21 protein-coding genes are annotated in these 25,329 nt (G+C 35.4%); 19 read left to right on the plus strand and 2 right to left on the minus strand.

Annotated features, from left to right (window positions below):
* Positions 1-35 precede the first annotated feature (35 nt).
* Complete coding sequence (locus tag HNS38_RS11405; protein ID WP_172278690.1) at positions 36-1,469, plus strand: T9SS type A sorting domain-containing protein; 1,434 nt, start codon at positions 36-38, stop codon at positions 1,467-1,469.
* A gap of 161 nt (positions 1,470-1,630) precedes the next feature.
* The gene (locus HNS38_RS11410; RefSeq protein WP_172278688.1) at positions 1,631-4,300 is read left to right on the plus strand and encodes a hypothetical protein; all 2,670 of its coding nucleotides are present in this window, start codon (positions 1,631-1,633) and stop codon (positions 4,298-4,300) included.
* A 57-nt stretch (positions 4,301-4,357) separates the two neighbouring features.
* Here the strand turns inward: HNS38_RS11410 and HNS38_RS11415 are convergent, their stop codons facing one another.
* Positions 4,358-5,134 (minus strand): SDR family oxidoreductase, encoded by a 777-nt coding sequence (locus HNS38_RS11415; RefSeq protein WP_172278686.1) that lies wholly within the window; start codon positions 5,132-5,134, stop codon positions 4,358-4,360.
* A gap of 315 nt (positions 5,135-5,449) precedes the next feature.
* Between HNS38_RS11415 and HNS38_RS11420 the strand changes: the two genes are divergently transcribed.
* From HNS38_RS11420 to HNS38_RS11470, 11 genes are all read left to right on the plus strand, one after another.
* Complete coding sequence (locus tag HNS38_RS11420; protein ID WP_172346503.1) at positions 5,450-7,105, plus strand: Zn-dependent hydrolase; 1,656 nt, start codon at positions 5,450-5,452, stop codon at positions 7,103-7,105.
* A 249-nt stretch (positions 7,106-7,354) separates the two neighbouring features.
* On the plus strand, positions 7,355-7,771 hold the full coding sequence (locus HNS38_RS11425; protein WP_172278682.1) for an Hsp20/alpha crystallin family protein: 417 nt from the start codon (positions 7,355-7,357) through the stop codon (positions 7,769-7,771).
* Between the two features lie 139 nt (positions 7,772-7,910).
* Positions 7,911-8,582: a hypothetical protein gene (locus tag HNS38_RS11430; RefSeq protein ID WP_172346504.1), complete on the plus strand. Its 672-nt coding sequence runs from the start codon at positions 7,911-7,913 to the stop codon at positions 8,580-8,582.
* Between the two features lie 88 nt (positions 8,583-8,670).
* On the plus strand, positions 8,671-9,387 hold the full coding sequence (locus tag HNS38_RS11435; RefSeq protein WP_172346505.1) for a hypothetical protein: 717 nt from the start codon (positions 8,671-8,673) through the stop codon (positions 9,385-9,387).
* Between the two features lie 85 nt (positions 9,388-9,472).
* Positions 9,473-10,126, plus strand: coding sequence for a hypothetical protein (locus HNS38_RS11440; RefSeq protein WP_172346506.1), 654 nt, complete (start codon positions 9,473-9,475; stop codon positions 10,124-10,126).
* A 482-nt stretch (positions 10,127-10,608) separates the two neighbouring features.
* A complete protein-coding gene (gene recQ / locus HNS38_RS11445; protein ID WP_371742920.1) occupies positions 10,609-12,801 on the plus strand; it encodes a DNA helicase RecQ in 2,193 nt (730 codons plus the stop codon).
* Between the two features lie 13 nt (positions 12,802-12,814).
* A complete protein-coding gene (locus HNS38_RS11450; protein WP_172278674.1) occupies positions 12,815-13,339 on the plus strand; it encodes a DUF4296 domain-containing protein in 525 nt (174 codons plus the stop codon).
* 50 nt (positions 13,340-13,389) lie between these two features.
* Entirely contained in the window at positions 13,390-15,411 is a 2,022-nt protein-coding gene (locus HNS38_RS11455; protein ID WP_172278672.1) for a gliding motility-associated C-terminal domain-containing protein, read from the plus strand.
* A gap of 240 nt (positions 15,412-15,651) precedes the next feature.
* A complete protein-coding gene (gene glyA, locus HNS38_RS11460; RefSeq protein WP_172278670.1) occupies positions 15,652-16,932 on the plus strand; it encodes a serine hydroxymethyltransferase in 1,281 nt (426 codons plus the stop codon).
* A gap of 89 nt (positions 16,933-17,021) precedes the next feature.
* A complete protein-coding gene (gene dtd, locus HNS38_RS11465) occupies positions 17,022-17,474 on the plus strand; it encodes a D-aminoacyl-tRNA deacylase (protein WP_172278668.1) in 453 nt (150 codons plus the stop codon).
* Between the two features lie 89 nt (positions 17,475-17,563).
* Positions 17,564-18,130 carry a hypothetical protein gene (locus tag HNS38_RS11470; RefSeq protein WP_172278666.1) on the plus strand — a complete coding sequence of 189 codons (567 nt, stop codon included), beginning with the start codon at positions 17,564-17,566 and terminating at the stop codon, positions 18,128-18,130.
* A 54-nt stretch (positions 18,131-18,184) separates the two neighbouring features.
* On the opposite strand, the gene HNS38_RS11475 is transcribed toward HNS38_RS11470, so the two are convergent.
* Positions 18,185-18,766 (minus strand): thymidine kinase, encoded by a 582-nt coding sequence (locus HNS38_RS11475; protein WP_172278664.1) that lies wholly within the window; start codon positions 18,764-18,766, stop codon positions 18,185-18,187.
* Positions 18,767-18,981: 215 nt separating this feature from the next.
* On the opposite strand from HNS38_RS11475, the gene HNS38_RS11480 reads away from it, so the two are divergent.
* The 6 genes from HNS38_RS11480 (at position 18,982) to HNS38_RS11505 (ending at position 24,821) form a co-directional block, all read left to right on the plus strand.
* Complete coding sequence (locus HNS38_RS11480; protein WP_172278662.1) at positions 18,982-19,803, plus strand: hypothetical protein; 822 nt, start codon at positions 18,982-18,984, stop codon at positions 19,801-19,803.
* Between the two features lie 28 nt (positions 19,804-19,831).
* Entirely contained in the window at positions 19,832-21,034 is a 1,203-nt protein-coding gene (locus HNS38_RS11485; protein WP_172278660.1) for a M28 family metallopeptidase, read from the plus strand.
* A 100-nt stretch (positions 21,035-21,134) separates the two neighbouring features.
* On the plus strand, positions 21,135-22,082 hold the full coding sequence (locus HNS38_RS11490) for a hypothetical protein (protein WP_172278658.1): 948 nt from the start codon (positions 21,135-21,137) through the stop codon (positions 22,080-22,082).
* Between the two features lie 89 nt (positions 22,083-22,171).
* Positions 22,172-22,726 carry a cob(I)yrinic acid a,c-diamide adenosyltransferase gene (locus HNS38_RS11495; RefSeq protein ID WP_172278656.1) on the plus strand — a complete coding sequence of 185 codons (555 nt, stop codon included), beginning with the start codon at positions 22,172-22,174 and terminating at the stop codon, positions 22,724-22,726.
* Between the two features lie 87 nt (positions 22,727-22,813).
* The gene (gene pssA, locus HNS38_RS11500) at positions 22,814-23,515 is read left to right on the plus strand and encodes a CDP-diacylglycerol--serine O-phosphatidyltransferase (protein ID WP_172278654.1); all 702 of its coding nucleotides are present in this window, start codon (positions 22,814-22,816) and stop codon (positions 23,513-23,515) included.
* A gap of 154 nt (positions 23,516-23,669) precedes the next feature.
* Entirely contained in the window at positions 23,670-24,821 is a 1,152-nt protein-coding gene (locus HNS38_RS11505; protein WP_172278652.1) for an ammonium transporter, read from the plus strand.
* Positions 24,822-25,329 lie beyond the last annotated feature (508 nt).

The raw sequence follows: 25,329 nt of genomic DNA on the forward strand, positions 1-25,329 counted from the left end.
TCGGTGCTGCAAAAATATCATTAAAAACCAAGATTATGAAAAAAATATTACTACTATTAATAAGTCTTTTTACTATTCAAGTTATGGCGCAATATTCTACGCCAGGAAATAATGGATCCTATACACTGGGTGACCTAGTGGATATCTCGGCTGGCGCTATTACCGCAGACGGTGATGGATTTAGTTTTAACGAAAGTATTATCATCTCGGCCAGTGATACTCTAAAGGTGGAGGAGGATGTTCAGTTAAGTATTGCTATTGATAAATTATGGACTATTGAAGGTGTTTTGTTAGTGACAGCAGACGAATTTGGAATTACAAGTAGTGCGAGTATTGGAAATTTTGAAGGAATTAGGTTTGATAATTCATCAGCTTCAGTTTTAAAAAACACCATGATTCAGGGCTGCGGAGGAATAAAAGTTGTTGACTCGGATATGCTTATTCAAAATTGTTATTTTAGGGGTTTTGGTCAGGAATATTCCTCTGGAGCCATAAACCTATTCGATTCAAATCCGATAATTCGAGATTGTGATTTCCAAAATAATGCAGGAGCAGCTATTTCCTCTGGAGCAAACTCCTCTTCTAGCCCTCAGATTATTAATAATAATATTGTCAATAATGTGACTGTAAATTCAAATACTCCTCAAATTAACTTAGGAACTTCAGATGGCATTAGTCCGATTGTTATTGATAGCAATTACATAAGTGGTTCCTTTGATAATGCAGGTGGAATTGCTGTTTCAAATTTGGTAGGAGGAAGTTCAAATTCTATTATTACAAATAATTATGTTCTCAATAACAGGTATGGAATTGCCCAAATAGGTACTTTTATCACCTCCATAATTGCTGGGAACATTATGGCTGATAATAATATTCAAAACGACCCCATGCTAGGTGGTAGTGGATTAAACTTCTATGGAGACGAAACAAATACTTCTGTGGTTACCGAGAATGTGATTTATGGTAACCTTTGGGGAGTGACTATACAGTTAAATGCTTCCCCAGATTTAGGCGATGGAACAGAAAACAGTCCTGGTAAAAACAGATTGTATAATAATGGTAACGGAGGAGATGTTTTTGCTCTTTATAACAATACCCCAAACCCAATCAACGCCATTTATAATTTCTGGGGTACCACAGAGTTAGCAGAAGCCGAAGATGCTATATATCATGAAACCGATGATGCCAGTTTAGGTTTAGTTAGTTATGAACCTATGTGGACCAATCCTGTAGGAATACAAACTTTTTCAGATGATTCTAAGCAAAGCATTAGTCCAAACCCAGCTACTAACTATTTTACTATTGATATTGAAGAGAAATCTGAAATGATTGTATATAATCAATCTGGTCAATTTGTCAATACATTGATGGTGTCACCAAATCAAAGAATTGATATTTCAGAATGGGAAAAAGGAATTTATATTTTGAAATTGGCAAATGGCAGTACTAAAAAGCTAGTGGTTTTATAAGTAGAAAACTTGAACTTAATCTGGTATTTTATCACTTAGTAAATATACTATCCTTACTATTTTACGTTTAATTAATTCACAAACAGCTGTTGATGATATTTATTGATTTCAATAATATCGATTGACCTGTGTTGTATTTTTATTGAATATAAAATAGATCTATGCAAATCAACCTCAGAACATCCTATCTCTTGATTGTCTTTATTTTTATTGGCTTTCTAGGAGGAGGAATATATTTCTATCAACAATTATTTCAAGGGATTAAAGATCCAGTAAAATTGATTCCCGATGATGCGGCTTTAATTATTGAGATCCCGCAATTTGATAAATTATATCAAAATTGGGATTCGGAAAGCTCTTATGGAAAGGTACTTAAAGAATGGCCAAAGCTAGAGAGCTTTCAATATTTTCTTCCGCAGGTTTTAACTTATTTTGAAGAGGAAACTGCCCATTTTACAGATTTACAACAGCCTGTTTTGCTCTCACGACACCAGCAAGGGTGGTTGTTATTATTCCCTTCTTTCGGTTATAGCTTGCAGAATTTTGAGCGAGATATATTATCGCAACTAAATGAATCCCCCATTACTCAAGAGAAAACCCTTGAAAGTGAATATTATCTTGAACTTAACCAAGAAAAGCATCAGCTTTGTATCAGCGAAAAGAGAGGATGGTATTTTATATCAGATTCCCCAGAATTATTAGTGCAATCCATTGGCTTAGTAAATGGCTCCAATAAGTTTCGTCATTCAGAAGAATTTCAGTCTTTAGAGAAAGTAAGTGGCAAAAGGTCAGATGCTCATGTTTTCATTAATTTTGATAAGCTCAAAGACATTTATCCTCAGAATGCAAGCGAAACACCATCTATAGTTTGGCAAAATCCCAAAAATATAGCCGCATGGACGGGGCTCGATTTAAGTATAAAGACCAATGAACTACTATTAAATGGATATAGTATACCTGGAGATAGTGGAGTTTCTTTAATGAATATATTTCAAGACCAAGAGTCTGTGGGGATGACCATCAGCGATCACTTTCCTTATCAAACCAAATCCTATTATCATTTAAGCTTAAATGATTATTCAAGTTATTATCAGGCTTGGAAAAGCTATTTAAAATCCTCTGGGCAATGGGGTAAATACTCCAAGTCTATCCTAGAGGTGGAAAATGGCTTAAAGCAAAAGCCCGAAGAGCTTCATGCTAAATGGTGGGCCGGAGAAATGGCCAATATAAAAACGGAGGATGGTAAGGAATATGGATTGTTTCTGGCTCAGCAGGGGCGAGAGAGTTATAGATTATTGTCAGATATTGCTCACCTGTCGCAGCCCTCCATGATTAGTATGGATTATAAAAACCTAAAGCTAAAAGAGATCAATTACCCCGATTTCTTAATGAGTCAGTTTGGCCCTTGGTTTAGTACTACTAAGAAATCTTATTTTGCGGTGGTAGACGAACTGGTGATTTTTTCTAAGTCCATTGAAGATCTAAAAGAATATATTGATCTTTTGGAATCGGGTTCCATCCTCCAAAAGAAAGAATCCTATCATGAGTTTTCTGATAACCTTTCTAAAAATACCAATTTCACATTTTATGTAAATAGGCCACATTCTGTTTCAGAAATATTCAATATTTTCCAAAAGAAAGAAGAGCTAAGTATAAATGAGCTTTCCATATTTAAAAAAGACTTGAATGGTTATTCCCTCCAGCTCAACTGGAAAAATAGGATGGTTTATACTGGAATATTCGCTGGTTTATCTGGGGAGAAAACCGAGAAAAGTTCTCAATGGCAGGTGCTGATGGATAGTGATATTGTTAGCGGGCCTTTTATTGTAACTGACCATACAGATGCCAGTCATAAGTATATTGTGTTTGATGATTTTAGGCAAATGTATCTCATTAATGAGCAAGGCGATATTGTTTGGAAAAAGCAAATAGAGGAAAAGCCCATCAGTAATGTTTTTGAAATAGACTATTATGGTAATGGAAAAATTCAATATCTATTTAATAGCGAGAATTATATGTACTTAATTGATTTGACAGGTAACTTTGTGGCCAATTATCCCCTTAAATTAAATAGCGAAGCCAGTACGGGCTTGTCTGTAATAGATTATCAGAATAATAAAGATTATAGAATTCTTATTCCTTGCCTTAATGGGGAGGTTTATAATTATAAAAAAGACGGAAGCCTTCTAAAGGATTGGAAATCAAAAAATACACGAAAGCAGATCGTAAAGCCAATGAGTCATGTGGTGGCCAATAGTAAAGATTATTTGATAGCAGAGGCTCAAAATGGGAATATCATAATGTTTGATAGAAATGGAAAGGTTCGTTTAGAAATCAGAAAGTCTTTCACCAATGCCTTAGGTTCCGATGTTTATGCCAATAGAACCAATAGCAAAGGAATGATGATAACGACAGATTCAGATGGGAAACTCATTTATATTCCAGAAAAGGGTCAGGTGAAATCTACTGATTTTGGAGATTATTCTAAAGATCATTTCTTCATTTATAGTGATTTTAGTGGAAATGGAAATTATGATTTTATTTATCTTGATGGCCAGGAGCTGAATGTATTTGACCGATTGAAGAAATCATTTGTCAACTATATCTTTGAGCGTCCTATTCTCATTAAACCTCAGTTGTTTAGTGTGTCAGGGCGTAAGATACTAGCTGTTTTTGATAAAGAAGGGGAAACCCTATATTTATTCAACTCAGATGGACTGATGAGTAAAAAGCTCAAGGGAAATACTGGGTATGTTATTGATGTAAATAAGAGAAATAAACCAATGGTATTGATAGGTAAAGGGAAGGCCTTGATGAAATATCCAATATGATAGCAAATAAAAAGCCGAATATGATTCATATTCGGCTTTAATTTTTTTTGGTTTTAATTATCCAAAAACGCCTCTTGTTAACCCACCATCTACACTAATAGTTTGGCCAGTAACATAAGCAGATTGAGGAGAAAGCAGCCATAATGCTAGGCTTGCAAACTCTTTTGGATCTCCCATTTTACCATTCAAGGATTCTGCTTCAATTTGTTCACGAGCTTCCTCTTCTGAAATATCAGAAATTAAAGCCTTTTTTGAAATGATTCTGTCCATTGCGCTGGTGTCATGATAACCCGGGGCCAATATATTCATATTAACACCTTTGTTTCCAACCTCTTGAGAGAAGGTTTTTACATAACCAACCATGGCTAACCTAAAAGCGTTACTTAAAACTAAGTTCGCTACTGGTTGCTTTACAGAGATACTCTCCACAAACACCATTTTTCCACCGCCCCATCCAATAAATCTTTGAACTAGCTTTTTGGTAATTCTCACCTTCCAACGAACCAATGACTTATAGGCTGTATCCCAGTCATTCAATCTCGATTCCATAGCGCTTTTTGCTGGTGGCCCACCTGCATTGATCACCGCTCCTGATAGTCTCTTATTGCCTATCATATTTAAAACCTTGTCTTGTTCTAATGGAATGGTGATGTCAACAGCTAAATACTCAACTTGCTCGGGAGCCATCTTTTTTAGCTCTATTAATTTTTCCTCAGTTTTGGAATTAGCAAAAACAAATGCTCCTTCTTTAATAAGCGCTTCGGCTATTGCTCTTCCAAAGCCGCTACCTGCACCTGTGACCAAAAAATATTGGCCTTTTAATTTTAAATCCATACTTATCTCCTCTTTTAGTAACGCGATAAAATTAGTAAAAATCTTGATATGGACAAATATTGTAATTGAAGGTTAACAAATATATATGAAAATATAATACTATACCAAGGTGGGGTATAAGTATGTTTTGATTTTTGTAATTAGCCTATAATCAAAGGTGTAATGATTTAAAAAAAATAGATATTTAGTTTTCAAAAAATAAAAGATTATTTTCATAAAATTTATTTAAGATAGGAGGAATTGCATTTTAGATGTGAAGGTAAATGATCAAATAAATTCTGTAATTTCGTCCACATGAAATTTAAACACAACAAAATGATAAAGAAAACACTAATTTTTATGATGCTTGGTGCTTTTGCAATGAGTTTAAACTCTTGTGGAGATGAACCAAAGCCTATGGGGGAAAAGATTAAAACAGAGGATGTTAAAATGAAAAGTTTAGTAGAGACCTATACTGATTTCACTTTGACTTCGGATATTTCTCATCTTTCGGTTGATGAAAAGGAAATGTTGAAACTCCTTTTCCAAGCTGCAGAAGTGATGAATTCTATTTATTGGCAAGAAAGCTATGGTGACAAGGCTAGTCTGATGGCTAAATTAGAAGATCCTTATCAAAAAAAGTTTGTCGAAATCAATTATGGACCTTGGGATCGTTTGGATGATAATTCATCCTTTGTTGAAGGGATTGGAAAGAAGCCAGCAGGAGTTCGGTTTTATCCGGTTGATATGACCAAAGAAGAGTTTGAGGCTTGGGATGATGAAGATAAATCAAGCCAATATACCATGATTGTGCGTGATGAGAATAAGAAGCTCAAGTCGGTTTGGTATCACGAGTATTTTAAAGATGAGATAGATCGAGTAGTGGACTTACTTAAAGAAGCAGCTAAATTGGCCGGAGACGAGGGCTTCCGTACTTATTTAAATTTAAGAGCAGAAGCATTATTAACTGATGATTATTTAGCAAGTGATATGGCTTGGATGGACATGAGGGATAATAATGTAGATCTTGTTATCGGGCCCATAGAGAATTATGAGGATGCTCTTTTTGGTACTAAAGCTGCACATGAGGCCTTTATTCTTATCAAAGATTTAGAGTGGACTAAGAAGCTAGCACATTTTGCGCAATTTCTTCCAGAATTGCAAAAGCAAATGCCTGTGGAAGCTAAATATAAAGCAGAGATTCCTGGAAGTAATGCTGATCTTGGAGCTTATGATGCTGTATTCTATGCAGGAGATTGTAATGCGGGTTCCAAGACTATTGCCATCAATCTTCCAAATGATGAGCGTGTGCAACTAGAAAAAGGATCTCGTCGTCTGCAATTGAAGAATTCTATGCAAGCCAAATTCGATAAGATACTAATTCCAATCAGTGAAGTTTTGATTGCTGAAGGTCAACGCAAACATGTTACTTTTGATGCATTCTTTGCTAATACTATGTTTCATGAAGTGGCTCATGGTTTAGGAATCAAGAATACCATTAATGGTAAAGGTGATGTTCGCTCAGCCATTAAAGAACAATACTCTGCTCTTGAGGAGGGTAAAGCTGATATATTAGGTTTGTATATGGTAACTAAGTTACACGAGATGGGTGAGCTTGGTGAAGCTGACCTTATGGATAACTACGTAACTTTTATGGCTGGTATCTTCCGCTCTGTTCGTTTTGGAGCTGCCAGTAGTCATGGGAAATCAAATATGGTTCGTTTCAATTACTTCCTAGAGCGTGGTGCTTTCACCAAATTAGAAAATGGAACATATCATATTGATATGGCTAAAATGCAAGATGCTTCAAAAGAGTTAACCCAATTGATCCTTAAAATACAAGGGGATGGGGATTATGATGCCGCTAAAAAGCTAGTCGTAGAAAAAGGAACCATTAATGCTGATTTGCAAAAAGATTTAAATAAAATTGATGCCGCCGGTATCCCAATCGATATCGTTTTTAATCAAGGTATGGGGCAATTGAATTTTTAATTAACCAATTTCGTATTTAAAAAAATCAAAAGCTTGGTCATTTGACCAGGCTTTTTTTATGGAGGCTTTTATTTTATGAGCTTATAAACTGACAATATTTAATAGAAAACAGACAAAACGGCATAATATATTTTTCACACACGACATAATGGCTGGCTTTGGACCGGAATTTCATTTGGCATTTCATTTGAGTACTTCAAATCAAATAACAATAAAATATTTAAAACATAAAAATAAGGAGATAAAACCATGATGAATTTAGTAAAAGTAAACAGAAACCCATTATTCTCAGATTTAATGAATCAAATGTGGAATGATTTTGAAACTACACCAAAGGTAAAGCCAGCTACCAATGTGTTGGAAAACGAAACAGGGTTTAAAATTCAGATTTCAATTCCAGGATGGGAGAAAGAAGATGTGAAAGTTGAAATTGACAAATCTCTTTTGAAGGTATCAGGCAAAGTAGAAGATAAGCAAGAAGAAAGCAAAGACGAGTTCCTAAGAAAAGAATTTAAAGCTGCATCTTTTGAAAGAGCCTTCACTTTACCAAAGGAGATTGACCACGAAAACATCCATGCTGAGCATAAGAATGGAATTTTAGAAATTAGCATCCCTAAAAATCTTAAAGAATTAGAGAAAATGCAAAGATTGATTGAGATTAAGTAATTCATAAGAATAGCAGAGTTTCATAAAAAGCCACCCATTGGGTGGCTTTTTATGTTAAATATTACAGGTCTTTTAGTGTGTTGGGGTGTGAATGTTCAATAACATGATCCGTCTTTATATCAACAAAAAAAATCGAACAATGAAAAAGCTTATATTATTATGTTTAATATCGTCATTTGGAATAATGGCAAATGCACAAGTAGAAATAGGAACCGCTACGAATTTCACTGAAACAGAGGGAGATGGAACCATAGAGTTTAATGGTGCTGCCACTGTTTGGGATGATTATGTAGTGCCTTTTGCATCGACTAAAGTAAAGCAGTTCGTTGATCCGCCAGTATGGGTAAGTTTTATAGATGAGATCTATCAATACAAGTTTGAAGATAGTAAACTGGAGGAAGTGGGTATGACTATTCAGATGCCACATAGTTGGAATGGAACTGCTATCCATCCTCATATACACTGGTCACCAGAAGATGATGGCGCTGGAGATGTGATTTGGGCTATAGAATATACCTGGGTAAATTATAATTCAGAAACCCAATATGTTTTTCCTGCTGCTGAGACTCTTACAGCAACGGCAAGCGTGAATGGTGATTCTCATAAGTATTTAATAGCTAGTTTTGGACCCATAACTCCACTCACAGGATCAGAGAACCCTCAAGATAATGTAAGTAGCATTTTATTGATTAGGTTGTATAGAAACGGGACCAGTAATGATGACACATATGCTAAAGGGGCTTTTGCTTTGTCTTTTGATATTCATTACGAAAAGAACACGGTTGGAAGCAGGCAAGAATACATTAAATAAAAGGCAAATTATAAATCATATTAAAATAATAATAGTTCTATTGTTTTTACCAAGTCTTTTGCATGCTCAAATAACAATAAAGCAGAACATGGGATTAAGAGTGTTGGAGGAGGATGAAATAAGAGTTGCTGGAAATGTTAATTTGGAAGATGCTACTTCTTCTGTTTCCCTTGATGGAAATATGAGTATCTCCGGAGATTTGTCAAATTCTGCCAATGCTTCTAATTTTATTATAGAATCGGATGCTAATAATACAGGCTCCTTAATTGTCGATGGAGCAATTATTGGAGATTATACAGTGGAAAGATATGTTACGAGTAATACTTGGCATTTTTTATCAGCTACAGTTGATAATTTAACCACTAGGGCTTTTTATTTTGATGAGAATCCGCTTACCTATATTGCTTCATATAATGAGCCAGTTGGTACTTGGGATTTTATATCAGGCCTTGACGAGTCTTTACCTATGGGTATCGGTTATAAATTTTGGGTTGCTGAATCTAAGGCTCCTATTACGGCATACATGGAGGGTGAGTTGAAATCAACAAGCTTATCCGTAGATTTGGATTATGGAGGAGTTGGTGGGAACTGGAATTTAATTGGTAATCCATTTCCGTCTGCAGTTGATTGGGATGACGAAAACTGGTTAACAACCAATACAACAGGTGCTGTTTATATTTGGGATTCCACTTTTAATAATGGCGATTATAGAGTTTATAATGGGAGTACAGGAGATTTAACAAATGGTGTTATTCCTATGAGTCAAAGTTTTTTTTGTTTCGGCAACTTCTTCTGGGTCTTTTAATATTCCTGCGAGTGCAAGGACTCATGATGGATCGAATTTTTATAAGTCAACTAAGGAAAAAGGAAGTCCTTTTATTAAACTTCAATTGAATCATCAAACTAAAGGAAATACTCTCTTTATTGGTTTCCCAGATAATGGAACCGCTCATTTTGATTTTAGAGGCGATGCCCACAAGCTTTATTCTGCAGCAGATGTACCACAACTATTTGCTATAGAGGATGGGGAAAAACTCTGCATCAATGCCAATAAGCCATTGGGCAATGAAATGATAAGCATACCTTTATATATAGATCAAGTTGAGAATGGAGAATATAGTTTGAGCATGTCGAAAGGAGAAAATATACCAGGTGTTCAAATTGTTTTAAAGGATTTAAAAACAGGTTTCCAGCAAGACCTAAAGAAATATCCAACATATAATTATAGTGCTTCTGAAAGTGATGAATTACAGCGGTTTGTGATTGCATTTCATCAAAATGCTTACGGTTTTGAGGAGGAAGAAATAATTGATGATTTAGTGGGAATTTATTACGCAAATGGTGTCATTTGTATAACTTCTAAAGGTGTAGCGGAATTTGAGAGTGCTGACTTGTATGTCTTCAATCTATTAGGCCAGGAGATTCATTCTCAGGGTATAGCATCAGTAGAATTAATAAGGATTCCATTCAATTCTGATCAGGAATATATAATTGTAAAGCTTATCAAAAATGGTTTTTATATAGTTGAGAAAATCAAATTATAGTATAAGTTTAGTCTGATACCCTTTTTTCTTTGTATTGTATGACGGGCAAAAACCTCTGCTTTCATAATATGGTGTAAGCTAAGAATACCAGAGTCTTACTTTGTTTACAGTTGATGAAATATTAAAGATATAAGCCAGTCATTGTAAATTAATTTGGCAAGGCTTATAGGAATTTTAACTCAAGACCCTAATATACTTATCCTGGATTGATAGTTAAGTATGCAGGATAGTTTAATAAAGAGGCTTAGTTTTGTGTTTTATCGCATATCCCTAAAATTCAGTAATATCACGTAGTTATTATTAAGATATTTTGATTACCTTCGCACTCCTTTTCAAAAAATAGGAAAACTCAATAGGGGGAAGATTCCATTGCTTTTGATAAATAAAATGATTAAATTTGTAAGGGTAGGAGACTATTCCTAGTCTATTAATGTGTGATAAGGTATTGAGAGAAGTATCGAATGAATAGTGTAATGACAGAAATTAAAGAAAATACATCATTAAAAGTCCTTTTAAAGAAGATTTTTGGTTTTACTAGTTTTAAAGGAACCCAAGAAGAAATCATTGAAAGTGTGTTAGCTGGGAGAGATACATTTGTTATCATGCCAACAGGCGGAGGTAAGTCTATGTGTTATCAATTACCTGCTTTAATTCAAAGTGGCACAGCTATTATAGTTTCGCCGTTAATTGCTCTGATGAAGAATCAGGTAGATGTGATTAGAAATTATAGCACTGATAAAGGGATTGCTCATGTAATGAATTCTAGTTTATCGAAAAGTGAGTTGATGGAGGTGCGAGAGGATTTGTTGAGTGGAAAAACTAAGCTTTTATATGTTGCTCCAGAGTCCTTAACTAAGGAAGAGAATGTAGAATTTCTGAAAAACATTGAAATTTCTTTTTACGCAATAGATGAAGCACACTGTATATCTGAATGGGGACATGATTTCCGTCCTGAATATCGAAGACTGCGCCCCATAGTACAAGCCATTGGTCATGATGTGCCGATTATAGCACTAACTGCAACTGCAACTCCAAAGGTAGAACAAGATATATTAAAGAATTTAGCCATTGAGGATGCCAATGTTTTTAAGTCTTCTTTTGATAGAGCAAATCTATATTATGAAGTGCGTCCTAAAACAAAAGATGTCAATAAGGACATTATCAAATATATTAAAACTCAGCCTGGTAAATCAGGTATTGTATATTGCTTAAGCCGTAAAAAGGTGGAGGAAATTGCAGAAACCTTGCAAGTAAATGGAATTAAAGCCCTGCCTTATCATGCAGGTCTTGATGCACATACTCGTCGTAGGAATCAAGATATGTTCTTGATGGAAGAGGCAGATGTAATTGTGGCTACTATTGCTTTTGGAATGGGAATTGACAAGCCTGATATTAGGTTTGTGATTCATCATGATATTCCAAAATCCATAGAAGGATATTATCAGGAGACTGGACGAGCTGGACGTGATGATGGAGAAGGAAACTGTATTGTATTCTATAGTTATGACGATATAGAGAAACTCGAGAAGTTCATGAAGAACAAGCCTGTTGCTGAACAAGAAATTGCCAAACAACTATTACAGGAAACAGTTTCTTATGCAGAATCCTCTGTTTGTCGTCACCGTCAATTATTGCATTATTTTGGAGAAGAATACACCAAAGATAATTGTGGTTGTTGTGATAATTGTCTTAAACCAAAAGAGAGTTTCGAAGGAAAAGAAGATATAGCCAATGCCATACAAGCAGTATTAGATGTTAAGCAGTTGTTTAAACGTGAATATATTGTGAAACTATTGGTAGGAGATTTGAATTCTGATATCAGAGGAGCAAAACACGATAAATTAGAAGTTTTTGGAATTGGCGCTGATAAAGATGAAAAACATTGGAATGCCGTTTTAAGGCAAATTCTAATTAATAATTTTCTAACCAAGGAGATTGAGAACTATGGTCTATTGAAAGTCACTCAAAAAGGACTTGATTTCTTAGAAAAACCATATAGTATTAAACTCACCAAAGATCATGATTATATTGAAGAGGCTGATAGTAGTATAGAAGTTGGAGGTGGTGCTAAATCAGGTGCTTTAGATGTGACCCTCTTTAATATGCTAAAAGACCTAAGGAGAAGAATCTCCAAAGAAGAGAATCTACCTCCTTTCGTTATTTTCCAAGATCCTTCCTTACAAGATATGACCGTTCAGTATCCAGTGAGTCTTGAAGAATTGAAAAATATTTCAGGAGTAGGAGCGGGTAAAGCTGCTAAATATGGAGAGCCTTTTGTTCAGTTGATCGCCAAATATGTTAAAGATAATGATATCACCCGTCCCATGGATATGGTGGTGAAATCAGTGGTCAATAAATCGGGATTAAAGGTTTATATTATTCGAAGTGTTGATAGAAAACTTCCCCTAGAGGATATTGCTAAGGCAAAACAAATGCCTGTTAATGAGATGATTAGTGAGATTGAAAGAATTGTTACTTCTGGAACTAAATTAGATCTGAGTTATTATATTGATGAAGTAGTTGACGAATACCATCAAGAGGAGATTTTAGAGTATTTTCACGAAGCCGATTCCGATAGTATTGAAGATGCACTTGACGAACTGGGAGAAGAAGAATTTGAAGAAATTGAAATTAGACTGATGCGAATAAAATTCTTGTCCGACGTAGGTAACTAAAAATAATTCTAGCATGCTAAAGCTTAAACCCCTTCTATTTTATTTAATAGTTGTTTTATTAATAGTTTCTTCCTGTTCCTCATTTTCTAAAGAGGATACTGATGTGCCTGGGGATTTGATTTCTCGAGATAAGATGATTGTCATATTGGCTGATATGCAGATTACAGAAGCTTTTTTGGATGATTTGAGAAAAACAGGTATTAGAACCAATGACTCCTCATTATTGTATTTTCAAAAGGTATTTAAAAAGAATCAAGTAAGTCCAATGGAATTTGAAAATAGTTTGTTATACTATAAGAAAAATCTGGAGCAAATGGATATGATTTATACAGATGTGGTGACACGTTTAAATGAGTTAAAGGCAAAAAATGATGAGATTTTGCTTCAGATGAAAGCCGATTCGCTAAGATTGGATAGTGTTAAAATCATTGATTCTTTTATCGATAGCTTAAGCCTAAGCAGTGATTCCTTATATGTACAAGATAGTTTAGCTTTGGATTCAATAATTAAACATCATTTTGGCAATAAGTCGAATTAATTATTGTTATATATTTACCCTTTAAAAAACTATCTTTGCGGTGTAAGCCTATGAAGCACTCACTTATTATTATTGTCCTACTATTGTTCACATTCGAAGTGTATTCGCAACGAACTAAACTGGAATGTCTTACTGTTGGTGAGCAAGATGGTTCGGTGACATTAACGTTTTCGGCCGGCTCTAGTACTACCCATTTTTTTATCTATCGTTCTACTTCCATAAATGGAACATTTGAGCATATTCATACCACTAGTGATGCTACAGTAGATACTTATACAGATCTGGATGTGAATGCTGCCTCTCTATCTTATGCTTATTATGTAGAGTCCTATGTGGGTAATCAATTACAAAGCGAATCAGCAAAAGTGCGAACCATATTATTATCTGTAAATAATCTAGATAATGGATTGGTGGATATGTCATGGAACGATTCAGGTTTTGATCCCAATGAGGAATATCATATTTGGAGAAGGGGTTCGGCGACCGCTTATGATGAGCATGATGTTACTTTCGATAATGAGTATATCGACACTACCAGAATGTGTGAAGTTACCTATTATTATCAAATTCGTGTAATGACTAATGGCTGTGAGTCAATTAGTAATGTAAGAGGAGGGATTTTTAAAGACAATACTCAGCCCGATTTGATAATACCAGAAAACGCAAGTGTAGATATTGAAACTGGTGAAATTAGGTTGAGTTGGTTGTTACCAAGTATAGAAAATGCTGACATCAGAAAGTATATGATATGGATCATGAATGAGGAGGGTGAATCCAATACGCAATATCCTATTGCTGAGGTTTATGGCTATCATAATTTATCCATTCAATTGGATCAGGGATTGGTTTGTGATACAACTCTAACATTCTCTATAACAGCACAAGATAGTTGTGGGAATTCATGTGTTTGGACTTCCGATTATTTTATTAGAACTGTTAATCTACATGCCCCTGAGTATAATATTTGTAATGATGAATGCTTGATATCTTGGGATAGTTTAAGGGATTGGCAAGATGTGAGTCTACAAGGTATTCGAGTTTATGAAAAGGTAGCTGATGGGGAATTTGAGGTGGTAGCTGATGTGGATCCAACCGAAACAGAGGTGAGCCTTTTTGGTTTTGAAAGAGATATTGAATACCGGTTTTATATTGAAGCCTATAGTGAGGGAAATACGAGAACATCAACTTCATGTATTAAAAAAGTCATTGGTAGAAAACCTGTTGTTACGGATTTTACTTGGTTGCGTTCGGCAAGTGTGGTAGATGGGAAAGTGGAGCTGAAATGGCAGGTAGATAGTATTGCCTATATTCCTCAATTTGCTATTACTAGGTCGGAAAATGGTGGAGATTTTGAGGTGCTCGATACAGTAATAGGGAATTCAGATACTTTACATTATTATGCAGATATCTCAAGTCGCTATTATCAGTCTCCTCAGTCCTATATTGTTCATCCCTATGATAGTTGCTTAAATATGGGGGAGGGCAGTAATATAGCCATGACTATGAATTCATCTGTAAGTTCTTATGCCGATGGAGAAGCATTAATAGAATGGACTCCTTATTCTAAAATGGATTCTATTATTGCTTATCAAATATATAGAGTGATCGATACTCTTATTTATCCTTTCCCTGTTGGCGAAGTTTATCCTGAATCCGATCTTTCTTATGTAGATCGTTACGATCAGTCGGTACCATTAACCGCTAAAGTGGGTTATTTTGTTGAAGCAGTGGGGCATTTCTCTGATAGTATGCCAACGGCAGATACTGCCCGTTCCAATGTGAATTTCTTGGCCAAGTTAAGTAATGTCTTTATTCCATCAGGTTTCGATCCAGATGGTGGGGTCACTAATATTTTTATGCCTATTTATACCGGAATTAAAATGGAGAATTACAGCTTCAAAATTCTGAATAGATGGGGAATGATGCTCTATGAATCCAATCAACCGGTATTGGGATGGAATGGCAAGTTTCAAGGCGAATTTGTGCCACCAGGCCCTTATGCTTATGTCCTGACCTATGAAACATTATATGGTAAAAAGATGCGCAAGAGCGGAGTTTTTTTTGTTCTTTAATAAAAGCTATTCCTGAAAATAATTCATTCTTCGTGTTTTTTAGTATATTTCTCTGTAAAACAGTGTTTTAAGGCTGGTGGGATTTAGGTTTATCTTAGGCAAAATACTGATTTACATTAGAAATATCTTTTTTCTATCAAAAGCAAAATTCAATTTCCTATTTTTGCATATTCAGTTGATCTTGTAATCGTGTTAATGATTTCAAGATGAACTCATTCATGTAATTTAATAAATTTAGATATGATAAGAGATAAGCAGATTTTCGATTTGATCGAGCAAGAAAAAAAACGTCAAACTCACGGTATTGAGTTAATTGCTTCAGAAAACTTTGTAAGTGATGAAGTCATGCAAGCCATGGGGTCTGTTTTAACAAATAAATATGCAGAAGGATATCCTGGTAAGCGTTATTATGGTGGTTGTGAGGTAGTGGATCAAACAGAGCAAATAGCTATTGACCGTGCTAAAGAATTATTTGCAGCAGAATATGTAAATGTTCAACCACACTCCGGTGCTCAGGCAAATATGGCTGTTATGCTAGCTTGTTTAGATCCAGGAGATACATTTATGGGTTTAGACCTTTCTCACGGTGGTCACCTTTCTCATGGTAGTCATGTAAATTCATCAGGAATTTTATATAATGCTGTTTCTTACGAAGTAGAAGAAGCTACTGGTGTTATTGATTATGACAAGATGGAAGCCAAAGCCTTAGAAACTAAGCCAAAGCTTATTATTGCTGGTGCTTCTGCTTATAGTCGCGATTGGGATTATGAAAGAATGAGAGACATTGCCGATAAAATTGATGCTATCTTAATGGCTGACATTTCACATCCTTCTGGATTAATTGCCAAAGGTTTATTAAACGATCCTATTCCTTATTGTCATATTGTAACTACTACTACTCATAAGACGCTGCGTGGCCCTAGAGGTGGTATGATTATGATGGGAGAAGATTTTGAGAATCCTTGGGGTTTAAAAACACCAAAAGGCGTGACTAAGATGATGTCTACCGTATTGAATTCAGCTGTATTTCCAGGTATTCAAGGTGGTCCTTTAGAGCATGTGATTGCTGCTAAAGCTGTTGCTTATGGCGAAGCCTTAACCGATAATTATATGAACTATATGCTTCAGGTTCAGAAAAATGCACAAGCTATGGCAGCTGCATTTATTGCTAAAGGATATCATGTAGTTTCAGGTGGAACAGATAATCACTTGATGTTGATTGACCTCAGAAGTAAATTCCCTGAAATTACTGGTAAAGTGGTAGAAAATACCTTGGTAAAAGCTGATATTACTGTAAACAAGAATATGGTTCCTTTCGATAGCCGTTCTCCATTCCAGACTTCTGGTTTAAGAGTGGGTACTCCAGCGGTGACTTCTCGTGGATTAACAGAAGAGCATATGCCTATTATTGTGGATTTAATTGATGAAGTGATTTCAGATATCGAAAACCCAGCAGTATTAGAAAAAGTAAGAAAAGAAGTGAATGCCTTAATGATGGATCGTCCATTATTTGTTTGGTAGTCACTTGATAATATAATTGAGGTCCAAGTTGAGGCATTGCTTTAGCTTGGACTTTTTTTTGTATTTTCACTTTTATAAAATTAAAAATAATGAGAGTATTAATTCAAAGAGTTTCCGAAGCTTCCGTAAAAATAGATGGACATATAAAATCAGAAATTGCTCAGGGTTTATTGATTTTGCTGGGCATAGAAAATGAGGATGGTCAAGAAGATATCAATTGGTTGGTGGAGAAGATTCTAAAGCTTAGGATATTTGATGACGAAAATGGAGTCATGAATTTGTCCTTGATGGATGTTAATGGAGACCTAATGCTTATTAGCCAGTTTACGCTACATGCCAGCACTCGAAAAGGAGCTCGACCCAGTTATATAAAAGCTGCACGTCCTGAAAAAGCGATTCCATTATATGAAGCATTTATTAAAGCCATGGAAGAAAAGAAAGGTGGAAAAATAGCCACTGGTGAGTTTGGAGCAGATATGAAAGTGGGGCTAATTAACGATGGTCCAGTGACAATATGGATAGATTCGAAAAATAAAGAATAGCTATTTATATGTTAAAACTTGACTAATTACCTAGAAATTACCTATTTTCGTCTGATTAAAAGATTAATAAATCCAAAATTAATATACTTATGAAAAAATTATCATCATTATTTGTTGTTGCTTTACTGGTATTAGCAGGAGCATTTACATCCTGCGAAAAAGTCGCAGAAGAACTTCAGAATTCAGTTGAAGTAACCGTTTATACTGATTTGGAAGCCCCAATGGTTGCGGTACCAGATGTAACTAAATCTACAGAAGAAGGAAGTGCTTCTTTTAATGAAACAGCAATCATAGACATTTCTAATAATGCAGATCTTGCAGATTATCTAGAGTCTATTCAAAGTATTGAGGTGACTAATATTAAAGTATTAGTTACAAGTACTACACCAGCTGGTCTTGCATTAGAAAGTGGTACTTTCTCTATTACTGATAATGTAAATGGAGACAGCTTTGCTTTTGCTAGTCCTGCCAATATGCCTATTGCAGTTGGTGCTCAGTTTGAAATTGGTAGCGATGCTCCAGGTTGGGATACTGTAAATAGTATTATTGCTTCTATGCATGCTTCTACTGTTAGTGCGGTGGGTACTATCAATAACGATACTTTTGAAGTCGGCTTTGTTGTTATGGTTTCTATTAAAGTAGTGGCTAAGCCTTAATGATAAAACTTAATAAGAAATTTACAGCCTGGTTCTTAATCGAATCAGGCTTTTTTATGTTAATGAATTTGCCTTATTATAACATGGGCGGCATAAAGGCTCGTAACTCTCGGTTTCACCTAATACCACTAAATCGTCACCTTGAATGGTTCTATGGGAATACTGAGCCAGGTTGCCACATTTTATACAAATCGCATGTACTTTTGTTACATATTCGGCGGTGGCCATGAGGTGGGGGATGGGACCGAAGGGCTTGGCTTGAAAATCCATATCTAGCCCAGCCACGATAACTCTTATACCTTTGTTGGCTAGTTGATTACATACAGAGCCTAATTGATTATCAAAAAATTGAGCTTCATCAATACCTACCACATCCACGTCGTGGGCATAAAGTAGAATTTGTTCTGCGCTATCTATAGGTGTGCTCTTAATGCTGTTCTCATTATGTGATACCACATCCTCCTCATCGTATCTTACATCAATTCCTGGTTTAAAAATTTCTACCTTGAGTTTGGCGATTTTTGCTCTATTGAGTCTTCTGATCAGCTCTTCAGTCTTACCCGAAAACATGGAGCCCACTATCACTTCTACCCAACCCAGTTTATCGCCATTAAATTTTTTCTGCTCTAGAAACATGATGTATATTTTTTCAAATGTCAGATATACAGAATGGTATGTCATTCTTTATCAACATTTGTATTTTAATAATTTTGTGCCGTACAATAAATAGGGCCATAAATTCATTATATCTTTAAGCCGATTATTATAAAAATCAAAAACCTAAAAACTGAAAACAAATTTAATCATCTTCAAGATTAATCCAATCCATTTTTGAAATAAAAAGATAGCATATGAGATTCAATTTAATGAAAGAAGAATTAGCGGCTATGTTAGCCAGTCTGACTGAGCAGTTTGAACTAATGGATTCCCATAAAGAAAATATTCCTCAAATCGAAATGGACATTTTTATTAGAAATATCCAGAAACTTTATGAAGATACCATTTATCTAAAGAAACTGAATGAATCCCCAGTTCTTAAAACAGAGAAGGAGCAAGAAGTTCAGGAATACAAGCTTCAAGTAGAAGAGTCTAAAGCTGTTCTTGTGAAAGAGCCTGTAAAAGAAGAAGCCATGGAGGAGCCTAAATACGAAGAGGTGCTTAAAGAAGAAATAAGCATGTCCGAAGAGGTGATTGAAGAAGTACAAGAGGAGATAGTAGAGATAGATTTCAAAGTGGAAGTAGAGGAAAAAATACCGGAAGAGCAGGTAGAAGAAGTAAAGTCCTCTTTAGACGATATGATTGAGCAGCCTAATCTAGAAAATAATTTGTTTAGCCAAGTAAAAACCAGTCCCGAGATATCTGATTTAAATAAAAAATTAGCTGACGCACGTAATACCCATTCGATAGTAGAAAAACTACAGAATAATAGAATAGAAAACCTGAAGTCTGTCATCGGAATCAATGATAAATTCTATTTTATTAACGAGTTGTTTGGTGGTAATGCTCAGAAGTATGAAGATATAATATATACCCTCAATAATTTTAAAAAGCTGGAGGATGCCATGCAATATTTCAGTACGCTAAAATATCGTTTTAATTGGGATGAAGAATCGGAGCCTTTTGCAAAATTGGTGAATATGTTAGAGCGGAAATTTAATTTGATAGATGCATAATTCTACTATGATATTAAAAAGCTTCATGATGATACTGTTCACATGGAGCTTTTTTGGTTTACAAGCTCAGGATCGAAAATCTGTGGAGAAGCATTTGAAAAAGCTCACTTCTACCTCTTTTGCTGGAAGAGCTTATGTGAATAATGGAGATGCTAAGGCGGCTAAATATATTGCCAAGCAATTTAAGAAGTATAAACTGGAAACCATTACCGGCAGCTATTATCAAGAATATGAATTTGCCATCAATACCTTTCCTAATCCTATTTCTCTTTCCTTAAATCAACAAGAACTCAAGGCTGGACTTGATTATGTAGTTGGGGCCTCTTCCGTTTCAACAAGTGGTGATTTTTCAACTATGTATTTACCTCTTTCAGAAGAGGAAAAGAAAAGTGATTTGAGTCAAACTTTTTTAGTGGGTGATCAGGCTTATAAAGAATTCTTGAAAGCGAATATATATCATGCAAAAGGATTTTTGTATTTAGAAGAGAAGCAGCCTATCTGGAGTGTTTATCATGGAAGAGATACTTCTTTATATATGGTATTAAAAGTAAATAGAGAAAAGATAAGAGATAGTATTACTAGTCTTCATCTTGAGGTAGAAAGTGTTTTTAATCCCTCCCACAAAACTCAAAATGTTTGGGGCTTTGTGGAAGGAGAAAGATATAAGGATAGCATTATTATTGTTGGTGCTCATTACGATCACCTTGGTATGATGGGGCAGGCCATTTATAGAGGGGCAAATGATAATGCTAGCGGAACAGTAATGGTGATGGAATTGGCTAAGTATTTTGCAAAACCTGAAAATAAGCCTGATTGTTCCATTGTTTTTGCCTTATTCAGCGGAGAAGAAGCTGGTCTCCTGGGAAGTAGATATATGGCCAATCATTTTCCTTTCGATTTGAGGATGGTGAAAATGATGATTAACCTAGATATGGTGGCTACTGGTAGCGATGGAATAACAGTGGTGAATGCGAATACGGTTCCACGAGTTTTTAATCGGCTGGTACAAGTTAATCAGAAAAAGCAGTATTTAAAGGAGGTGAAGGCTAGAGGAGAGCGTTGTAATAGTGACCATTGCCCATTCTATGAGAAAGGGGTATCAGCTGTTTTTATTTATACGATAGGTTCAGAGGCCACAGCCTATCATAGCCCTGATGATGATTTTCAAAGCCTACCGCTTACTGAGTTTGACGATTTATTCCTTCTATTAAGAGATGTTATTCAAGAATAGAAAATCATGATAAATGTATTGTGGGCTATTGGTTTATCCCTATTTTTGCAAATGATATCATAATTATCGTTTATAAAACACTTGATAATACTTGCAATCTATGAAAAAACTAGTCTATTTACTTCTTCTTGTATTCGTACTTCCATCTTGTGTAAAAGATGATGATAAAGCCCCCGATACTTCGGGTTTGCCAAAGCGAATTAAGACAGCCATATTTTATGATCATAATGTGGAAAGCCAAAGGTTTGATTATTACTATAATATAGACAAACTTGTAAAAGCAGAGCTTTATGCCAAAACAGGGGCTTCTGGCGACTGGGAAATGGTTAATGAATTGAATTATGAATATAACCTTCCGAAAGTTACATTAACAGTGAATTATAACTGGATGGGAACATGGACTGAAACCGCCAAAATAGAATATATCATCGAGGATGGGAAAATTCAGGAAATGAATCATTATACTAACTTCTATGATGTTTGGCGACATGATGTTTCAACATCATATTCTTATGCTAATGATAAGCTTATTTCTTATGTACAAGAACATTTAAGATCGGATACAGTGAGTTATGCAAAAAAATATGAGTATGACTATATTGATGGTTTTCCTGTTCAAGCTAAGCAGTATTACTTCCTTAATGGGGATTGGGAAATGAATAATTTCTATAATTATGATTACAAAGTTGGGGGTAGTGGAGGTTACAAAATCAGTGGTTTTGATGCCGATAGTATAGCTCACTCCGAAACGTTGGTCACCACAGTTGGGGGGCTAGTCACCAAAAGAGAAACTCTTTTGAGTTCATCTGCGGGTGAGCCATTGGTAATGGATAAAACAGAGGCTTTTAGATATTTCCAAGAAGTGTATTTATTGTACAGTGATTTGCAAACTGACATACAGTTTCAGCATGTCGATTATTATTACGAAAATGCGGAAGGAAATGCCGCTTGGTTTAATAGTCCTCAGGAAGAAATAGAGGGGGTTCCTAGACCCAAAGGACATGATCTTGTATATATGAGCTTTAATCTTATTCAAAAAAGATGGTAGGGTTCCTAAATTTAGGAACACGTTAAAGAATTGCGAATATGATTTTTTATTTGTAAATCTTGTAGTTTTGCAGCTATAAAAAGATAATCATGGAGTGGAAAATATATACTAAACAAGGTGATAAAGGGCAGACTTCTTTAATTGGTGGAACTCGAGTGCCTAAATACGATGATAGAGTAGAAGCTTATGGAACCATCGATGAACTAAAAAGCTATATTGGAATCATTAGGGATTTGAGTGAAGATAAAAAGATTAAAGATTTATTATTGGTGATTCAAGAGCGACTTTTTACTGCAGAAAGCAGGGTAGCGGTGGATTCTGAGGAGGTCTTGAAAAAAATGCCAGAGCTATTAGAAGACGACATTAAGCTATTGGAAAGTAAGATAGATGAGATGAATGAGAGCTTACCCTCTCTAACGTCCTTTATTCTTCCAAGCGGTCAGATTTTGGCTTCTCATGCTCATGTGGCTCGAACCATTTGTCGACGAGCAGAACGTATTACCTTAAAAGCATTCCCCGATGGAAATGTGGATCCTTTAGTTTTGAAATACTTAAATAGAATGTCCGATTTCTTATTTGTACTGGCTCGTAAATTTGCCAACGAGTTGGGCGATGGAGATGTAAAGTGGGAGCCGAAGGTATAGGAAACTGGGTGCTGGGTGCTGGGTGTACTGGTTACTGGGTTTCGTTTTTAAGGCTAAATTTGTATTGATTTTTAATAATATATAGAAATGAAAAAACATATTCCAAACATCATCACTTCTTTTAATCTCTTAAGTGGTATTATGGCCATCTATTTTAGTTTCTTTGGTCAATTACAGTTGGCTGCGGCATTAATGGCTTTGGGCGCTTTTTTCGATTTCTTTGATGGTTTGGCTGCCAGAGCATTAAATGTGAAGTCCGAAATGGGAAAGCAAATGGATAGCTTAGCTGATATGGTTAGCTTTGGTTTGGTTCCCGGTTTTATTATGTTCCAATTGATGCAAAAAAGCGAATACTTACCCAATATGATGATAGGTGGGCTTGCTATATTGCCTTTTCTGGCTTTTATTATTCCTGTATTGTCTGCCTTCCGATTGGCTAAATTTAATATCGATACCAGGCAAACCGATAGTTTTATTGGATTGCCTACTCCCGCATTGGCTTTGTTTGTAGGTAGTTTGCCATTTCTTATCGATGGTGTTTTTAGTATGCAACTCCTTTGGCTCAATAATTACTACATCTTACTTGCGCTCTCTTTTGCATTGTCTATGTTACTGGTCTCTGAACTTCCATTGTTTAGTTTAAAATTTAAGAATTTAAAATGGAAGGATAATGCCATTCGCTTTGTTTTCTTGGGGCTGAGTATTTTATTTCTTGCCCTCCTCCAAATTGGCGCTTTTCCAGTCGTTATTATTTTGTATGTATTATTGTCATTATTCAGCAAAAAGTAATGTCATTAAATATTTCTTGGGGAGAAAGGTTCCTATCTCTAAGAAAATCACTTATGCTTATGAATAAAGCTTATAAATAATTTCACTTTTCATTGCTAATTGATTAACAGGGCTAAGGCTGGCTTACATTTGCGCCCTTAATAAATCAAATCACATGAAGAAAACTTTGTTTAATGCTATTGCTGTGTCCATTTTTTTGTTGGGTTCGGCCTCAAGCGCTTTTGCGCTAGATTTTAAAAGTTCTGGAATAACTGAAGTTCTAGAAGTCCAACAGTATAATAGAGCCATTCATATTATGGCTATGCTTCTTATTGGTTTCGGCTTTTTGATGGTCTTTGTCAAAAACTATGGAAAGTCAGCCTTAACAGCAACCTTCCTTTTGGTTAGCGTTTCTTTGCCCATGTATTTGGCTATAAGTAGTTTGAGCTTTTTTGCTGAGAAAAGTGAAATTGAGCATTTTATCTTAGCGGAATTTGGAGCGGCCAGTTTGTTAATTGCTGCCGGAGCGCTACTTGGTAGATTAAAAATGTACCAGTATATGATTCTGGGTTTATTGTTTATTCCATTTTACATTTTAAACGAAGTCATAGTTTTAGATGATCATTTCCATTTCGTGGGTACTATTGCTGATACTGGTGGATCGATTATCATTCATGCCTTTGGTGCTATCTTCGGAATCTCTGCTGCTGTTTCCTTATCTACAAAACATCAAAGAGAAATTCCTATTGAAGCTGACGCTACTTCTGATCGTTATTCTCTATTAGGTTCTATGGTACTTTGGGTATTTTGGCCAAGTTTCTGTGCGGCTTTAGTTCCTGCTGCTGCTATTCCAGCTACAGTCGTAAATGTATTTATTGCGCTCTGTGGTTCTACTGTGGCTACTTATATTGCTTCGGTTTCTATTAGAGGTAAAATTAATGCTGCTGATATTGCCAATGCAGCTTTAGCAGGAGGTGTGGCTATTGGAGCTACTTGTGATCATGCTACTCATTTCGAAGCTATGGTTATTGGTTTAATTGCCGGTGTTATTTCCACAGTTGGATTTGCACTATTACAAGAGAAGCAAGAAAAGTTTCATAAAATTATAGATACCTGCGGTGTTTCTAACCTTCACGGAATCCCTGGTATTTTTGGTGGATTAGCAGCTATTGTTATTGTAGATGGTTTAGATGCCAGTTCACAATTAAAAGCAATTGGTGTTACTGTCATCATTGCTATAGTTGCAGGATTGATTTCGGGAAAAATCATCTCCTTATTTGGTAGGCCAAGCGAAATCTATAATGACGAAAACGAGTTTGAAGATTAATTTTTTTGAGGTGTTCAATTATTTACTCTGCTTAATGAGCCTAATTCAATATGCTATAAATTTATTTTTTCACTAAACTGTAGAACTAATTGCTCTGGAGTATACTTTTTTCGCTCCCCTTGGGCCGGAACGATGCTGTTCGCTACGATGAATGTAGCGATAATGATAGTATCGTCATTAACCGAAGCGTCAGCTGTTGGGGTAAACGAAAAAAAGATAGAATATTATGATGTTAGGTACTTACCTCCTTGCTTTTATTAAGTAATTGTTTCATTAGCTCAATTAATATTTGTTACTAATCAATAAGAATTACTATAGTTTAATTTTCCCTGATTTCCCCAACCCCAAGGGGAGTCAGGGAAAAGATTCAGCAAAATGATTAGATTGAAAAATTTGATATTCTATTCTAATTTGATTTTTGAAACTAAAATCTGATTTTTTTGGCTCCCCATGGGGCATTAGCGTTAACTTAAGCTGTCTATTTTTTTAAGTTACAGATATACATATG

The organism is Lentimicrobium sp. L6 (genome assembly GCF_013166655.1).
Lineage (GTDB): Bacteria > Bacteroidota > Bacteroidia > Bacteroidales > UBA12170 > UBA12170.

Coding starts and splice junctions, on each gene's coding strand:
- HNS38_RS11485 (WP_172278660.1), top strand. CDS start 19,832: ATGATACTGTTCACATGGAGCTTTTTTGGTTTACAAGCTCAGGATCGA.
- HNS38_RS11470 (WP_172278666.1), top strand. CDS start 17,564: ATGAAAAAATTATCATCATTATTTGTTGTTGCTTTACTGGTATTAGCA.
- pssA (WP_172278654.1), top strand. CDS start 22,814: ATGAAAAAACATATTCCAAACATCATCACTTCTTTTAATCTCTTAAGT.
- HNS38_RS11450 (WP_172278674.1), top strand. CDS start 12,815: ATGCTAAAGCTTAAACCCCTTCTATTTTATTTAATAGTTGTTTTATTA.
- HNS38_RS11435 (WP_172346505.1), top strand. CDS start 8,671: ATGGGATTAAGAGTGTTGGAGGAGGATGAAATAAGAGTTGCTGGAAAT.
- HNS38_RS11420 (WP_172346503.1), top strand. CDS start 5,450: ATGATAAAGAAAACACTAATTTTTATGATGCTTGGTGCTTTTGCAATG.
- HNS38_RS11415 (WP_172278686.1), bottom strand. CDS start 5,134: ATGGATTTAAAATTAAAAGGCCAATATTTTTTGGTCACAGGTGCAGGT.
- dtd (WP_172278668.1), top strand. CDS start 17,022: ATGAGAGTATTAATTCAAAGAGTTTCCGAAGCTTCCGTAAAAATAGAT.
- HNS38_RS11425 (WP_172278682.1), top strand. CDS start 7,355: ATGATGAATTTAGTAAAAGTAAACAGAAACCCATTATTCTCAGATTTA.
- HNS38_RS11430 (WP_172346504.1), top strand. CDS start 7,911: ATGAAAAAGCTTATATTATTATGTTTAATATCGTCATTTGGAATAATG.
- HNS38_RS11405 (WP_172278690.1), top strand. CDS start 36: ATGAAAAAAATATTACTACTATTAATAAGTCTTTTTACTATTCAAGTT.
- HNS38_RS11495 (WP_172278656.1), top strand. CDS start 22,172: ATGGAGTGGAAAATATATACTAAACAAGGTGATAAAGGGCAGACTTCT.
- glyA (WP_172278670.1), top strand. CDS start 15,652: ATGATAAGAGATAAGCAGATTTTCGATTTGATCGAGCAAGAAAAAAAA.
- HNS38_RS11490 (WP_172278658.1), top strand. CDS start 21,135: ATGAAAAAACTAGTCTATTTACTTCTTCTTGTATTCGTACTTCCATCT.
- HNS38_RS11475 (WP_172278664.1), bottom strand. CDS start 18,766: ATGTTTCTAGAGCAGAAAAAATTTAATGGCGATAAACTGGGTTGGGTA.
- HNS38_RS11455 (WP_172278672.1), top strand. CDS start 13,390: ATGAAGCACTCACTTATTATTATTGTCCTACTATTGTTCACATTCGAA.
- HNS38_RS11480 (WP_172278662.1), top strand. CDS start 18,982: ATGAGATTCAATTTAATGAAAGAAGAATTAGCGGCTATGTTAGCCAGT.
- HNS38_RS11505 (WP_172278652.1), top strand. CDS start 23,670: ATGAAGAAAACTTTGTTTAATGCTATTGCTGTGTCCATTTTTTTGTTG.
- HNS38_RS11410 (WP_172278688.1), top strand. CDS start 1,631: ATGCAAATCAACCTCAGAACATCCTATCTCTTGATTGTCTTTATTTTT.